General features: G+C 63.3%; 14 protein-coding genes. 7 read left to right on the plus strand and 7 right to left on the minus strand.

What is annotated here, in order from left to right; translation table 11 throughout:
• Positions 1 to 30: 30 nt before the first annotated feature.
• Entirely contained in the window at positions 31 to 1,374 is a 1,344-nt protein-coding gene (gene dddP, locus J1C49_RS12350; RefSeq protein WP_227446137.1) for a dimethylsulfonioproprionate lyase DddP, read from the minus strand.
• A gap of 203 nt (positions 1,375 to 1,577) precedes the next feature.
• On the opposite strand from dddP, the gene J1C49_RS12355 reads away from it, so the two are divergent.
• On the plus strand, positions 1,578 to 2,342 hold the full coding sequence (locus tag J1C49_RS12355; protein WP_227446138.1) for a DUF3445 domain-containing protein: 765 nt from the start codon (positions 1,578 to 1,580) through the stop codon (positions 2,340 to 2,342).
• Between the two features lie 57 nt (positions 2,343 to 2,399).
• On the opposite strand, the gene J1C49_RS12360 is transcribed toward J1C49_RS12355, so the two are convergent.
• From J1C49_RS12360 to J1C49_RS12380, 5 genes are all read right to left on the minus strand, one after another.
• Positions 2,400 to 3,041, minus strand: a complete 642-nt coding sequence (locus tag J1C49_RS12360; RefSeq protein ID WP_227446139.1) for a hypothetical protein — start codon at positions 3,039 to 3,041, stop codon at positions 2,400 to 2,402.
• 352 nt (positions 3,042 to 3,393) lie between these two features.
• A complete protein-coding gene (locus J1C49_RS12365; protein WP_227446140.1) occupies positions 3,394 to 4,206 on the minus strand; it encodes a lytic transglycosylase domain-containing protein in 813 nt (270 codons plus the stop codon).
• 116 nt (positions 4,207 to 4,322) lie between these two features.
• Complete coding sequence (locus J1C49_RS12370) at positions 4,323 to 5,102, minus strand: 23S rRNA (adenine(2030)-N(6))-methyltransferase RlmJ (protein WP_227446141.1); 780 nt, start codon at positions 5,100 to 5,102, stop codon at positions 4,323 to 4,325.
• A 90-nt stretch (positions 5,103 to 5,192) separates the two neighbouring features.
• Complete coding sequence (locus J1C49_RS12375; protein WP_227446142.1) at positions 5,193 to 5,750, minus strand: peptidylprolyl isomerase; 558 nt, start codon at positions 5,748 to 5,750, stop codon at positions 5,193 to 5,195.
• Positions 5,743 to 6,252, minus strand: coding sequence for a peptidylprolyl isomerase (locus J1C49_RS12380; RefSeq protein ID WP_227446143.1), 510 nt, complete (start codon positions 6,250 to 6,252; stop codon positions 5,743 to 5,745). Before J1C49_RS12380 ends, J1C49_RS12375 begins: the two co-directional genes overlap by 8 nt.
• 524 nt (positions 6,253 to 6,776) lie before the next feature.
• Between J1C49_RS12380 and pgk the strand changes: the two genes are divergently transcribed.
• The 6 genes from pgk (at position 6,777) to J1C49_RS12410 (ending at position 12,930) form a co-directional block, all read left to right on the plus strand.
• On the plus strand, positions 6,777 to 7,964 hold the full coding sequence (gene pgk, locus J1C49_RS12385; RefSeq protein ID WP_227446144.1) for a phosphoglycerate kinase: 1,188 nt from the start codon (positions 6,777 to 6,779) through the stop codon (positions 7,962 to 7,964).
• A gap of 248 nt (positions 7,965 to 8,212) precedes the next feature.
• Positions 8,213 to 8,518 carry a septum formation initiator family protein gene (locus tag J1C49_RS12390; RefSeq protein ID WP_227446145.1) on the plus strand — a complete coding sequence of 102 codons (306 nt, stop codon included), beginning with the start codon at positions 8,213 to 8,215 and terminating at the stop codon, positions 8,516 to 8,518.
• Between the two features lie 277 nt (positions 8,519 to 8,795).
• On the plus strand, positions 8,796 to 9,812 hold the full coding sequence (gene pdhA / locus J1C49_RS12395; protein ID WP_227446146.1) for a pyruvate dehydrogenase (acetyl-transferring) E1 component subunit alpha: 1,017 nt from the start codon (positions 8,796 to 8,798) through the stop codon (positions 9,810 to 9,812).
• A 72-nt stretch (positions 9,813 to 9,884) separates the two neighbouring features.
• Positions 9,885 to 11,258, plus strand: a complete 1,374-nt coding sequence (locus J1C49_RS12400; protein WP_227446147.1) for a pyruvate dehydrogenase complex E1 component subunit beta — start codon at positions 9,885 to 9,887, stop codon at positions 11,256 to 11,258.
• Positions 11,258 to 11,527: a hypothetical protein gene (locus J1C49_RS12405; RefSeq protein WP_227446148.1), complete on the plus strand. Its 270-nt coding sequence runs from the start codon at positions 11,258 to 11,260 to the stop codon at positions 11,525 to 11,527. Before J1C49_RS12400 ends, J1C49_RS12405 begins: the two co-directional genes overlap by 1 nt.
• A 77-nt stretch (positions 11,528 to 11,604) precedes the next feature.
• Complete coding sequence (locus tag J1C49_RS12410; protein ID WP_227446149.1) at positions 11,605 to 12,930, plus strand: pyruvate dehydrogenase complex dihydrolipoamide acetyltransferase; 1,326 nt, start codon at positions 11,605 to 11,607, stop codon at positions 12,928 to 12,930.
• A gap of 138 nt (positions 12,931 to 13,068) precedes the next feature.
• Here the strand turns inward: J1C49_RS12410 and cysE are convergent, their stop codons facing one another.
• The gene (gene cysE, locus J1C49_RS12415; RefSeq protein WP_227446150.1) at positions 13,069 to 13,878 is read right to left on the minus strand and encodes a serine O-acetyltransferase; all 810 of its coding nucleotides are present in this window, start codon (positions 13,876 to 13,878) and stop codon (positions 13,069 to 13,071) included.
• Positions 13,879 to 14,027 lie beyond the last annotated feature (149 nt).

Here is a 14,027-nt window from a genome sequence, read left to right on the forward strand (position 1 = left end):
GCGGACCTTTCGGAGATTGTGCGCTGCGCCTTACACCTCGCCCATCAGACGCGAATCGTAAGGATAGTGGGTCAGCAATTCGAACCCGTCCTCGGTGATCACGACCTGATCCTCCAGCTTGATGGAAAAATCCCCGCCAACGGTGCCCACCAGCGCCTCGACGCACAGGGTCATGCCCGGTTCGAGCGGATAGTCAAACGCCCCTTCGACGGCCTTGTCGGGATAGGCCACCAGCGGCCATTCATCACAAAGCCCGACCCCGTGCATGAGGCAGCCGTATTTCTGTGCCTGAAATTCCGGGCGCAGAACATGGGTCCCTGCCGTCAGTTCCGGGATCATCACACCCGGTTTGAGCATCGCCATATTGGTCATGATGTGTTCATGGCCGTGACGCATCGCGTCGATCATGTCGTCGCGCGCCGGTGCATCGCCAATCCACCACGTTCGCGAAATATCGACGCAAATGCCGTAACTGCCGACCAGATCCGTGTCAAAAGCCACGATTTCGTTGTTCTGAACAATGCGCGGGCCGCATTCCTGAAACCATGGGTTGGTCCGCGGCCCCGATGTCAGAAGCCGCGTCTCGATCCATTCACCGCCGCGGCGGATGTTCTCCGCATGCAGAACCGCCCAGATGTCGTCCTCGCTGACCTCTCCGCCCGGCACTTCATCACGGGCAAAGCGCTCCATCTCTGACATGGCGGTTTCGCAGGCATGCACCGCACAGCGCATCGCCTTGATCTCGTCGGGGCCTTTCACCGCGCGGGCCTTCTCGGTCAATTCCTCGCCGGGCATCACGGTCAGGCCCTGCGCTTCAAGCGCGCGCAGACCGTGGATCATGACCTTGTCTACCGCGAGGCGGGAAAGCCCGGGCGCATGCTCGGCCAGCGCCAGCCGCACCTCGTTGGCAAACACATCCGCCGCCTTGCCGATCTGGTCCCCACGATCGAAGTAGAACAGGTCGGCACCGGAGCGCACCTCGCGCACCAAGGGGTTGAAGCTGCTCAGGAAAGGCGCGTTCTTGTAATCCCACAGGATCATGTGCCCGTCCGCGCAGACCAGCAGCGCCCGGAACGGGTTATGCGTGTTCCAAAGCTGCATGTTGGTGCTGTCCGTGGCGTAGCGGATGTTCAGCGGATCGAACACCAGAAGCCCGCCATAGTCGCGGGCATTGATATGATCGACCAACCTGCGCCAGCGATACTGCCGCATCGCCTGAAGATCGGGCAGATCCAACCCTGCCTCGGCCCATTCCGCGAGGGCGAGCCGGGTCGGTCCGATCTCGATGCGATTGGCATCGTTCGGCGTGTTGTCCCCTGTCATGGCACCGCGGGTCGGATCGATCTTGCGATTGTCTCGATGATGGAGGTTCATGCGTCGGTGTCCTTTCCGCAAGAGTGGAGTGCATGCCCAGCCTGCGCGCCCGATAAATGGGCGGCGCGCCGGTTTGCGACACCGAAACCGCAAGCGCATGGTCGTTTTCAACGCGCGCCGCCAAATCGCCGACGACCGCCCTTGCCAGAACGCAGACCCGGAGGCTACCACCGTGGCACTGCACTGTTCCACAAGGCCCACGGATGATCCTGCAAGAATCCCTGCCCTATGATGCGCTGACCGAGCGCGCCCTGCCCGGCATCCAGCCGATGGATCCGCAGCACTGGTTGCAGGTCGATGACGCCTATGGCGCGCAGATGCAGGAACGCGCACGTCTCATCGCGGAACGCCCACGCGATGTGCTCTATCTCGACGAGGCCGTGCGGCCCGCGGCCGAGGAGCTTTTTGACACCGTGATCGGGGCATTGCCCCAAGGGTTTCTGCGTGAGGGCGATGCGGTCATTCGGCCAGACGGGATCAGGCTGACCCCTGACAGGAGCGACCCGATGCGCGCGCTTGGCCTGCTTGTGCAGGAGGACCTCGTGCTGATGATCCGCGAAGCGGGTGAGACGGAGCACCGGCTGCGCGCGGCAGTGCTGTGTTTTCCCTCACGCTGGAGATTGCGGGAAAAAGCCGGACGCGCGCTTGTGTCGATCCATGACCCGGTCGCAAGATATGGCGCGGATGTGGCCAAGCGGGTGCAACGGCTGTTTGACGGGGTGCAACCGGGCAGACCGCTTTGGCGCTACAACGGTCTCTGGCACGACGATGCAAGCCTGTATCAACCGCAGCCCGAGCAAGCTCAGATCGGCACGGCGGAAGATCCGGACAGGGCGCCGTTCTTTCGGACAGAACGTCAGGGGATTGTCCGCCTGCCTGTCACACGCGCGGTGGTGTTCTCCATCCATACCTATGTGCTGACACGCGCGCGGATAGAGGCGCTACAGTCGACACGGATCACGGCATAACAGGCCTTCGGCCGGTCCGGAGATCACAGCGCGCTCCGGACACCCCGGGCAGGATCCTCAAGGAAAAAGCAGCGCCGTTATGTCCTGCGCGTTGCTCGACATCGACAGCGCAACGGTCAAGGCGATCACCGGCGCCGTGGCGACCAGCGGCGCACGTCCACGCGACAGCGCCGCGACAAGCCGTCTGCCAAACCCACCAAGCGTCCGCAGTCCGGAAACCATGCGGCGGACCAGACCGGGATGAGCCCGGGTCTCGATGGTCCCATCGCCAAGAGCAGCAGCCGGCCCGGTGCTGGCAATACCCTCAGAGGCACACCATGTCGCGAAATCTCTGGCTGAAAGAAGATTGCCCGCGCTTTCCCATTCGACAAGGTCACAACGCGTCATCTCCATGACGGTGCCAACCACCTCTGCCAGCAGCGCCTGCGCGGGACCGCCCGGGGCCAACAAAGATGCATCGGGATGTCGACACAGGATTTCGACGTGCATGGAGGGGCCATAAAGGCCGTGAGGTTCAGGTCGGAACCGAACGCCCATCGACCGGCCCAGAACGGCCGCCTTGCTGGCAAGCCTGTGCGGGACAACCGGGTGCGATACGCGCGCTATGACCGCTTCGGCACCATCGAGACAGGGGTCCAGCATCAGGGGGTCGCCATCCGGGAAGATCAATCGGGCAAAGGGCATTTCACTCTGTTGCATCACTTCACACTCCAACAAACAGACACGGGGGCAAACGAAGGACGGTCCCCATGGCATATCTGTAAAATGTGATCGAATTCAGACCGCCACGTGCCGGGATCGGGACGGTTTGCGCGCGATTGCGCGGCAGGAACGGCATTCCCGGCCCGCCCGCAGCAGGCTGCACGGCGCAGAAAGAGGGCACCTGTGACGGTTGAACCGGCATGGATTGCAGCGCGCCAGACATGGAAACCGGCGCGCTGACACGGATCACCGCGCCCGGTAAAGGCTCTGGTCCGGTGTGTTCGGAACGACCGCAGGGCCCGCAGACCCCGATCACCGCGCCCGGAAGCGGTGATTTCAACCGCTGGGATCAGTTGTCGATGCGCTGTGCCGCCCAAACGATTGCGCGCAGGTAGTTGCCACTGTCGTTCCAGGACTGAAGCGCGCGATAATTCGCGGTGCCTTCGCCGTAGGGCTGCCCGGCGCGCCACCCGGCCTGCCGCAGCATGTTCGCCGCAGAGGCCAGCGCGTCCACCGCGTTATAAGGATCCGCCCGGCCGTCGCCTGTCGCATCCACGCCGTAGCGCACCCAGTTGCCGGCAAGGAATTGCATATGGCCAAGCTCACCGGAGGGGCCGCCCTGTGTCGACCCCGAAATCACACCGCGATCCACAAGCTGCAAGGCGGCGATGGCATCGCGTTCGAAACGCGGGTGGCGGCGGCAATAGGAAGCCAGCGTCACCGCGCCGTCGACGATCCGAGTCTTGCCAAGATAGCCCCCCCAACTTGTCTCCAGACCCCAGATCGTGGCGAGGATTCCCGCGGGCACCCCGTAGGAACGCTCTAGCGAGGCGAACAGATTACCGTTGCGCGAAACGCGGTTCTTGGCGGTCGAGATGAAAGACGACGCGCTGCCTGCGCGCTTGGCGATGAATTCCTCCGGATTGCGATAGAGCGTTCCTGTCTGGCTCGACGGGTTGCTCTCGAACCGCCAAGTGATGCCGGAAAGCTGGGCGTTCTGGAGCGCCTGCATCCCTCTTTGTCCGACGCCCGCCGATTGCGCATCCCGGGCGAAGTTTTGCTTGTAACCGTTGAAGGCCCCCTTGCTGGTGATGCATTGCGCGGCAAAGGCCGGCGCGGCAAGGCCCAGGGAAATGACAAGGGCTGTACAGAGGCGACGCATGAAGAAACTCCGATGAGATGGCTGAATGTTGCCGAAACCGTAGCGTTGATTTGTAAACCATGCCAAGCGCTTTGCCCGCCGGTGGCGGGGATACGCCCATAAAGCGGGCCTGCAGGTCACAGCCGCCGGTCAAAAATTGCCGAGAGTGTCCGCGCAGCCTCGTCCAACCCGTAAGGCGGGTTCACGATGGCCATGCCGGAGCCCACCATGCGATGCCCCGGCCGCACCGGGGGAAACCGGACCTCATGCACCATCAAGCCGTCGCATTGCGCGTGCAGATCGGCGATCATCGGGACGTGATCGCCCGATTTGAGAATGGGATACCACAGCGCAATGATGCCAACCGGCCATTTGCGGGCGACCTGCGCAATGAAGCGCGGGATGCGCGTGTAATCCGTCTTGATTTCCCAGCTGGGGTCGATGAGCAAAAGGCCACGCCGGGGATCGGGCGGGCAGAGGCTTTGTGCCAGATCGAACCCGTCGCGGTGATAGACCCTGGCTCCCTGCCCCTTCATCGCGGCGCGCAACGCGTCGTATTCCTGTGGATGCAGCTCCGCGAGATGGAGCCTGTCACCGGCGCGCAGCAGCGCCCGTGCTATGGCGGGCGAGCCTGGATAGCTCGTTTCGCCATGGGCGGCCCGGACAGTTGCCAGCGCCGCAAGATAGGGATGATCCGGCGCGAAGCGCTCTTGCAGGCGGGTGATCCCGGCCACGGCTTCGCCGGTCTTGCGCGCCTGCGCGCCGCTCAGGTCATAAAGCGCGCGACCGGCATGCGTTTCGATATAGCTCAACGGCTTGTCCTTGCGCGTGAGGTATTCGAGCATCGCCGCCAGCAGGGCATGTTTGTGCACGTCCGCCGGATTGCCGGCGTGATAGCCATGTTGATAAGACAGCATCGCCTGCTCCGTAATGCGGATCGCCGTTCCAAAGCGAAAACGGCGGCCTTGCAGCCGCCGCGTCCGGGTCTTGATGTGCCGCGCGCGGGCTTACTCCGTCACACTGACCGACACCATGCGGTCCGGCTCGCCCATCACGGCGCCGTTGCGACCGGCTCCGCGCTTGATCGCGTCGACCACGTCCATTCCGGCGGTGACCTCACCGATCACGGTGTATTGGCCGTTCAGGTGCGGCGCAGGAGCAAACATGATGAAGAATTGCGAATTGGCGGAATTCGGGCTTTGTGAACGCGCCATGCCAAGCACGCCGCGATCAAAGCTGCGGTCGGAGAACTCCGCTTCGATATTGCCAAGCTCCGACCCGCCGCGTCCGGCCATGCGCATGTCGAACCCGTCGGCACTGCTGTCGCCGAACTGCACGTCCCCGGTCTGGGCCATGAAGCCCTCGATCACGCGGTGGAACACAACACCGTCATAAGCGCCGGCCTCTGCGAGCGCGGTGATCTGCGCGACGTGCTTGGGCGCCACATCCTCGAAGAGATCGACAACGATCGTGCCATTGGCCTCAGGGCCACCGACCTCGATTTCCAGCCCGGTCGCCCAGGCCGGCGCCGAAGCCACGCAAAGTGCAAGCGCCAGCTTATGCATCGGAGGCCACCTTCACAGAGATCATCTGGTCGGGGCTCGCAGGTGGCTCGCCGCGGGTGATCGCGTCCACATGCTCCATGCCGGAAATCACGCGGCCATAAACGGTATACTGGCCGTTCAGGAAATTGTTGTCGCTGAAATTGATGAAGAACTGGCTGTTTGCCGAATTGGGGTTCTGCGACCGCGCTGCCCCCAGGGTGCCGCGGTCATGCGGCAGCTTGGAGAATTCCGCCGGGAGGTCCGGCATGTCGGAACCACCGGTGCCCGCACGGCGCAGGTTGAACCCATCTGCGTTTGCGTTGCCGTGCTCGACATCGCCGGTCTGGGCCATGAAGCCGTCGATCACGCGGTGAAACACGACGCCGTCATAGGCCCCGGCGCGCGCGAGGGTTTTCATGCGCTCGGCATGTTGCGGTGCCACGTCAGGCAAAAGCTCGATTGCGACCGTGCCGCCCTTGAGCTCCATGAGAATGGTGTTTTCCGGATCTTTATAGTCAGACATGTCTGCCTCCATAGTCGTTCGCGACAGACCTAACGCGCGGGGCGGGCCGCCACAAGTCGGCGTGCACGCGACCGGGAAAACGCGGCTTGCACGAATGCGGGAAGGCTTGGGTCGCGCATGGCGGCGATTTGCGTGACACGTCTGGCTCCTTGGGGCGCGTGAGAGCTTGGGACAGGATCGCGGCGGGCTTTGGCGGCGCGCATGACGCGCCGGCCGGGGAACCGCCGCGCGCCGCGTCGGTTCCGATGCGCCGCCCCTGCCCCGTCAACGCAAATTGGCGGTGCGCTGTCTTCATGCCGAGGCAGTGCGTCTTTCTCCACAATGAAGCGGTGTGCCTGTCTCACCCCCGACGCGACGCGCTTATGCGTTGACGCGCGGCGGCGCGCTTATTCGTTGACGCGCGGCGGCGCGCTTATTCGTTGACGCGCGGCGGCGCGCTTATTCGTTGACGCGCGGCGGCGCGCGATGCACACAACGCGCCAAAGCAAGGAATTGAAAGCCGACCGGAACGGGAGACACTGGCGATGACCTGGAAGACGCTCGACGACATGGACCTCAAGGGCAAGCGCGTGCTCACCCGCGTCGACATCAACGTGCCGATCAAGGATGGCGAGGTGACCGACACCACCCGCATCGAACGGATCGCCGCCACGGTGCAGGACATCCTCTCACGCGGCGGCAAACCGGTCTTGCTTGCACATTTCGGCCGTCCGAAAGGCGAACGGCTCGAGGACATGAGTCTTCAACCGCTGATCCCCGCGATCGAAACGGTCATCGGCACACCGGTGGTTTTCGCCGCCGACTGCATTGGAGAGGCCGCCGCAACCGTTGTTGACGGGCTTGCAGACGGCTCCGTGGCTTTGCTGGAGAACACCCGCTTCCACCCCGGCGAAGAAAAGAACGACGCCGCGCTCGCTGCCGAAATGGCCAAGCTTGGTGATATCTATTGCAACGATGCGTTTTCTGCGGCGCACCGCGCTCATGCGTCCACCGAGGCGCTGGCGCGTTTGTTGCCTGCCTGCGCAGGTCGCTTGATGCAAGCGGAACTCAGCGCGCTCGAAGCCGCACTCGGCAGCCCCGAGCGCCCGGTTGTCGCCGTGGTCGGTGGCGCCAAGGTCTCCACCAAGCTCGACCTGCTGGGCAACCTCGTCGCCAAGGTCGATACGCTCGTGATCGGCGGCGGGATGGCAAACACTTTCCTAGCCGCGCAGGGGCTCGACGTCGGCAAGTCGCTCTGCGAGCATGAAATGACCGGCACAGCCGCCGAAATCGTGGTCAAGGCGCGGGAGGCCGGCTGCACGATCCTGTTGCCCAAGGACGTGGTCGTGGCCCGCGAATTCGCCGCCAACGCGGAAAACCAGACGGTCGCGGCAGAGGCCTGCCCCGCCGATGCAATGATCCTCGACGCCGGACCCGAGGCGGTCGAGGCGATCACCGAGGCGATCCGCGCGGCAAAGACCTTGATCTGGAACGGGCCTCTCGGCGCCTTCGAGATCGAACCTTTCGACCGCGCGACAAACGCCGCCGCCCGGTTTGCCGCCGAACGCAGCGCAAATGGTCTGCTTGTCTCCGTCGCCGGTGGTGGCGATACGGTCGCGGCTCTGAACAAGGCCGGCGCGGCAAACGATTTCTCCTATATCTCCACCGCCGGCGGCGCGTTCCTCGAATGGATGGAAGGCAAGACCCTGCCGGGTGTTGCAGCGCTCGGTTAAGCCCGCCCCTTCTTCCCGGCGGGCGGCGATGTCCAGCAAGGCAATCGCCAATCAGAGCGCGGCTTTGCGCAGCCGTGCCTGCGTGCGCGGCACACAAAGCGATGCAAAAATGATTCGCTGAACAGAGCGCGAGTGCGCAGGGGGGATTCCCTTTGCGCACAGCCCGTGCCATGATGCGCCAAACAGGACGGGTCCGACAGAGAGCCGCCAAACCCCATTGAGCAATCGCAGGCAACGAGGCCACCACCATGACCGCATTCAAAGCGCGCCCCGCGTTGGGCGTTCTCGTGTTTTTCGCGATCAGCCTGACCCTCGCTGCGTATTTCATATTCGCGGCCGTTCAGGGCGACTATGGTCTCTTCCGCCGCGCGGAAATCGTCGTCGAGGGGGATCGGCTCGCGCTTGAGCTGGCTGCGCTCAATGCCGAAGTGGTGCGGTTGGAAAACCTCACCAAGCGACTTTCCGACGGGTTTCTTGACCTCGATTTGCTGGATCAGCAAGCGCGGGACGTGCTGGGCCTCATCCGCAGCGACGAGCTTGTTCTGAAACCCTGACATCGACAGGCTGCGCGCCAGTATCAAGCGTAAGACCCTGTTTTTACGAAAGACCATCGCAAAGGTCCCTTCCCCTGTAAACGCCTCTTCGCGGCGCGAAAGCGCGTCAGGACCCCGTTTGATGCACCGCACCCGGCGCGTTGCGGATCGGTCAACCCACCTCCTCTGCAGCGCGGCGAAAGCATCCCCTTGCCCGGTGCTCCCCCAGTCGCTACTGTCCGGTGATATAGTAGTTTAATACTCAACTACCTCTCCCATCCCGCAAGGAGGGTCGCCCATGGCCGCGCGCAAAACTGCTGCGAAAACGTCCGAAAAATCCGCTGCCAAACCAAATATGGCACCGGAAACGCTCACGTCGTGGTATCGCGACATGCTGTTGATCCGCCGCTTCGAAGAAAAGGCCGGGCAACTCTACGGGATGGGGCTGATCGGTGGTTTTTGCCACCTTTACATTGGTCAGGAAGCCGTGGTTGTCGGGCTCGAAGCCGCCGCAGAAGAAGGTGACAAGCGCATCACCTCCTATCGCGACCACGGCCACATGCTCGCCTGTGGCATGAACCCCGATGGCGTCATGGCCGAACTCACCGGGCGAAGTGGCGGCTATTCCAAGGGCAAGGGCGGTTCGATGCATATGTTCAGCCGCGAAAAGCATTTCTACGGCGGGCATGGCATCGTCGCGGCCCAGGTGCCGCTTGGCGCGGGGCTCGCCTTTGCGGACAAGTATCGCGACAATGGCCGCGTGACATTCACCTATTTCGGGGACGGCGCGGCCAATCAGGGACAGGTTTACGAAACCTTCAACATGGCCGCGCTCTGGAAACTCCCGGTGATTTTCGTGATTGAAAACAACCAATACGCCATGGGAACCGCGCAGCAGCGTTCGACCTCGACGCCCGATCTCTATACCCGGGGACAGGCCTTCGGTATTCCCGGCGAGGTCGTGGACGGGATGGACGTGCTCGCCGTCAAGGAGGCGGGCGACAAGGCCGTGGCCCATGCCCGCAAGGACGGCCCCTATATCCTGGAGGTCAAGACGTACCGCTATCGCGGGCACTCCATGTCGGATCCCGCGAAATACCGCACGCGCGAGGAGGTTCAGAAAATGCGTTCAGAGCGCGACCCCATCGACCATGTGCGCGAATTGCTGCTTCAGGGCGGGCATGCCAGCGAGGACGACCTCAAGGCCATCGACCGCGAGATCAAGGAGATTGTCTCCAGATCCGCCGATTTTGCCCGCGAAAGCCCCGAGCCCGCGCTCGAAGAGCTCTGGACGGATATCTATGCACCGGCGTGACCGGGAGCGCGCTGCCACCCCCCCGGCGCACGCCATCGCACTGCCCATCAACCAAACGCGGAGGCACCACGCATGGCCACCGAAATCCTGATGCCCGCTCTGTCACCGACGATGGAGGAAGGCACGCTTGCCAAATGGCTGGTCAAGGAAGGCGACACCGTGTCTTCCGGTGACATCCTTGCCGAAATCGAAACAGACAAGGCCACGATGGAATTCGAAGCGGTCGATGACGGCATCATGGGACCAATCCTTGTGCCCGAAGGAGCGGCCTCCGTTGCGGTGAACACACCAATCGCCCTCCTCCTCGCCGAAGGCGAAAGCGCTGCAGACGCGGCCCCGCTGCCGCCTGCGCAAGCGGCCGCCCCCGCGCCGCCGGTTGAGGAACCACGTCCCGAGACATCCGACGACCTGTCTGCTGCGACGGTAGAGGCCGCGGGTGGTCCGGGCTGGGCACCGGACGCGACGCTCAAGAGCCAGACCGTGCGCGAGGCGCTCAAGGATGCCATGGCCGAGGAAATGCGCAGAGATGCGGATGTGTTCCTGATGGGCGAAGAAGTGGGCGAATACCAAGGCGCCTACAAGATCAGCCAGGGCCTGCTCGACGAATTTGGCGCCAAACGGGTGATCGACACCCCGATCACGGAACACGGTTTTGCCGGGATCGGGGTCGGCGCGGCCTTTGGTGGCCTGAAACCCATCGTGGAGTTCATGACCTTCAATTTCGCGATGCAGGCCATTGACCAGATCATCAATTCAGCAGCCAAGACGCTGTATATGTCCGGTGGGCAGATGGGGTGCCCGATCGTCTTTCGCGGCCCCAACGGCGCCGCTGCGCGCGTGGCCGCCCAGCACAGCCAGGATTACGCCGCCTGGTACAGCCATATCCCCGGGCTGAAAGTCGCCATGCCCTATTCGGCGTCCGACGCCAAAGGCTTGCTGAAGACCGCGATCCGCGACCCCAATCCGGTGATCTTTCTCGAAAACGAGATCCTGTACGGGCAAAGCTTCGACGTGCCGGATGACCCGGATTATTCTGTTCCCTTCGGCAAGGCCCGCCTGTGGCGCGAAGGCACGGATGTGACTCTGGTGAGCTTTGGCATTGGCATGACCCATACGCTCAAGGCGGCGGACATGCTGGCCGAGCAGGGTATCGAGGCCGAGGTGCTGGACCTGCGGACGCTGCGCCCCATGGACACCGGCGCGATCCTTGCCTCGGTGCGAAAGACCAATCGCTGCGTCACGGTCGAAGAAGGCTGGCCCGTTGCGAGCATCGGCAATCACATCTCGTCCGTGATCATGCAAAACGCCTTCGACTGGCTCGATGCACCGGTGATCACCCTCACCGGCAAGGACGTGCCAATGCCCTATGCCGCCAATCTCGAAAAACACGCGCTTGTCACCGCCGACCAAGTGGCCGATGCGGCCCGCGCGATCTGTTACCGCTGATGACACGGGTCGAGGTGCAGGGCCGCGACAGCGCCATGGAAGCCTACCGCGTCCAGACCGACCATGGGCGCGCATGGGTGCCGGAATGCCTTATGGGTGGGCTGCGACCGGGCGAACGCCCCTCGCATCAGGAGGCCTATGAATGGGTTGCCGCGCACCGCAAGGCGCTCATCCGCGCCGTCGCAACCCTGTCCGAAGGGCGCACTCCGCCCGCCCCTTATGATATCATCAGCCTGATCGAACCAAGACCTGGCCCTTCTTTGGGCTGAAAATATCCCGGGGGTGCGGGGGCTGGCCCCCGCGTTCCTCCTTTCCAGACGCGAAGACGCAAAACGGAGCTGCTCCGATGCCGACAGAAATTCTCATGCCCGCGCTTTCTCCGACGATGGAAGATGGGACGCTTGCCAAATGGTTGGTCAAGGAGGGCGACACGGTCACCTCCGGTGACGTGCTTGCGGAAATCGAAACCGACAAGGCAACGATGGAGTTCGAAGCCGTCGATGACGGGGTTGTCGGCAGGCTTCTGATCGCCGAAGGCACCGCCGGTGTCACGGTCAACACCCCGATAGCCCTCCTGCTGGATGAGGGCGAAGACACGTCCGCGCTCGAAACCGCCGCCTCGCCTCAGTCCGAGGCCCCGCCACGCGCCATACCGGCAGATACCCCCGCAGTTCCCGCCCCCCCACAGGCGGCCGGTCTTGCAGCGGTCACATCCCAGGACGGAACGCGCGTTTTTGCCTCTCCGCTTGCGCGACGCCTCGCCGCCGAGACGGGGCTGGACCTCGCGGGCCTGGCTGGAAGCGGTCCACGCGGACGGATCGTGAAGTCAGATGTAGAGGCCGCCCTCGATGGCGGCGCTCAGATCGATGCAAGCAAAAACCGTGTCGAGACTGCGGCGCCCTCCCCGGCGGCCGCCGCTCCGCCCCCGGCTCCGGCCAAATCGAGCCAATCCGGTGCGGTCGCACGGGCCTATGCTGACCGTCCTCATCAGGAAATCGCCCTCGACGGGATGCGCCGGACCATCGCCGCACGCCTGAGCGAGGCCAAGCAGACCATCCCGCATTTCTACCTGCGCCGCAGCGTCAAACTGGACGCACTGCTGGCGTTGCGTGCAGAGATCAACAGCCAACTGGCCCCGCGCGGTCTCAAACTCAGCGTCAATGACTTTGTGATCAAGGCCTGCGCCAGCGCATTACAAAGAGTTCCCGCGGCCAACGCGGTCTGGGCAGAAGATCGCATCCTGCAACTGGCCCAGTCCGACGTCGCAGTGGCCGTCGCGGTAGAAGGCGGGCTTTTTACGCCGGTGATCAAGGATGCCGAAACGAAATCGCTCTCCGCGCTCTCCGCAGAGATGAAGGATCTCGCCGCGCGTGCGCGGGATCGCAAGCTCATGCCCGAGGAATACCAGGGGGGCAGTTTTGCCATTTCCAACCTCGGTATGTTCGGGATCGAAAGTTTCGATGCGGTGATCAACCCGCCCCACGGGGCCATCCTGGCTGTCGGCGCCGGCGTAAAAAAGCCGGTTGTTTCCGAGGATGGCGCGGTTGCCACGGCAACCGTCATGACCCTGTCGCTTTCCGTCGATCACCGCGTCATCGACGGCGCTTTGGGTGCGGAGTTGCTCGGTGCCATTGTTGACGGGCTGGAGGCGCCGCTGGCGCTGATGGCGTGACCCGACGCCCAGCAGATCCCTGCCCACGAATAAAAACAGCGCGCCCGGTCACGGACACGCTGTGATCTTTTGGCGAAAGCCGGATCGATCGCTGGTCGAGGCGCCGTCAGAACCGGTGTTGGTTGCCCGGCCCCGGTGTCAGATCTGTTCGCTCAGCAACTGATCCATGGAAACCGACGGCTGCGAGCATCCTGCTTCGCCCACAATGCGGGCCGGCACGCCGGCCACCGTCTTGCACGGGGGCACAGGCTGCAGCACGACGGATCCTGCCGCGATCCGCGAGCAGTGTCCCACCTCGATATTTCCAAGAACCTTCGCACCGGCTCCGATCAGAACCCCGTCTCCAATCTTGGGGTGGCGATCTTCCTCTTCCTTGCCGGTGCCGCCCAGCGTCACGGAATGCAGCATCGAGACATTGTCGCCCACCACCGCCGTTTCCCCGATCACGATGGAATGCGCGTGGTCAATCATGATCCCGCGTCCGATGCGCGCTGCCGGATGAATGTCGATCCCGAAGGCTTCGGAGCAGCGCATCTGGAAGAAATACGCCATGTCCTTGCGCCCTTCGCGCCACAGCCAATTCGCGACCCTGTAGGCCTGGACCGCCTGGAAGCCTTTGAAAAACAACAGAGGTTGGAGGAACCGATGACAGGCAGGATCGCGCTCGAAGGTGGCCATGATATCGGCACGCGCCGCTTGCGCCAGCCCTTGGTCGGCCGCGTATGCCTCATCGCAGATTTCGCGCAGGATCTGGTCCGACATTTCGCCGTTGCTGAGCTTGAGCGCAATGCGATACGCCAGAGCCTGCTCAAGGGTTGGATAGTGCAAAACGGAATAATGCACCATGCCTCCCAACAGGGGCTCGTCCCGGACAGCGGCCTCCGCTTCGACCACGATCCGTTTCCAGACCGGATCCACCTCGGCCAGTTTTGCGCGTCTCTCTGCCATATCCGGTCTCCTTTGAAAGGCCCTGCATAGCAGATAAGCCGTTCGGACTGAAACGCAATTCCGTGATGAGGGGAATAAGCAAATTGGATGGCCACGCTCGGGGGACAAAACGCGGCGCTGGTTCAAGACAAGCCGCATACCGAATGCGA

Origin of the sequence: Cognatishimia sp. F0-27 (genome assembly GCF_020667845.1) — a bacterium.
GTDB lineage: Bacteria > Pseudomonadota > Alphaproteobacteria > Rhodobacterales > Rhodobacteraceae > JAFMPQ01.

What these genes read in the sequence shown, in the direction of transcription:
- dddP (WP_227446137.1), bottom strand. Translation starts at nt 1,374, where the DNA reads ATGAACCTCCATCATCGAGACAATCGCAAGATCGATCCGACCCGCGGT.
- J1C49_RS12355 (WP_227446138.1), top strand. Translation starts at nt 1,578, where the DNA reads ATGATCCTGCAAGAATCCCTGCCCTATGATGCGCTGACCGAGCGCGCC.
- J1C49_RS12360 (WP_227446139.1), bottom strand. Translation starts at nt 3,041, where the DNA reads ATGCAACAGAGTGAAATGCCCTTTGCCCGATTGATCTTCCCGGATGGC.
- J1C49_RS12365 (WP_227446140.1), bottom strand. Translation starts at nt 4,206, where the DNA reads ATGCGTCGCCTCTGTACAGCCCTTGTCATTTCCCTGGGCCTTGCCGCG.
- J1C49_RS12370 (WP_227446141.1), bottom strand. Translation starts at nt 5,102, where the DNA reads ATGCTGTCTTATCAACATGGCTATCACGCCGGCAATCCGGCGGACGTG.
- J1C49_RS12375 (WP_227446142.1), bottom strand. Translation starts at nt 5,750, where the DNA reads ATGCATAAGCTGGCGCTTGCACTTTGCGTGGCTTCGGCGCCGGCCTGG.
- J1C49_RS12380 (WP_227446143.1), bottom strand. Translation starts at nt 6,252, where the DNA reads ATGTCTGACTATAAAGATCCGGAAAACACCATTCTCATGGAGCTCAAG.
- pgk (WP_227446144.1), top strand. Translation starts at nt 6,777, where the DNA reads ATGACCTGGAAGACGCTCGACGACATGGACCTCAAGGGCAAGCGCGTG.
- J1C49_RS12390 (WP_227446145.1), top strand. Translation starts at nt 8,213, where the DNA reads ATGACCGCATTCAAAGCGCGCCCCGCGTTGGGCGTTCTCGTGTTTTTC.
- pdhA (WP_227446146.1), top strand. Translation starts at nt 8,796, where the DNA reads ATGGCCGCGCGCAAAACTGCTGCGAAAACGTCCGAAAAATCCGCTGCC.
- J1C49_RS12400 (WP_227446147.1), top strand. Translation starts at nt 9,885, where the DNA reads ATGGCCACCGAAATCCTGATGCCCGCTCTGTCACCGACGATGGAGGAA.
- J1C49_RS12405 (WP_227446148.1), top strand. Translation starts at nt 11,258, where the DNA reads ATGACACGGGTCGAGGTGCAGGGCCGCGACAGCGCCATGGAAGCCTAC.
- J1C49_RS12410 (WP_227446149.1), top strand. Translation starts at nt 11,605, where the DNA reads ATGCCGACAGAAATTCTCATGCCCGCGCTTTCTCCGACGATGGAAGAT.
- cysE (WP_227446150.1), bottom strand. Translation starts at nt 13,878, where the DNA reads ATGGCAGAGAGACGCGCAAAACTGGCCGAGGTGGATCCGGTCTGGAAA.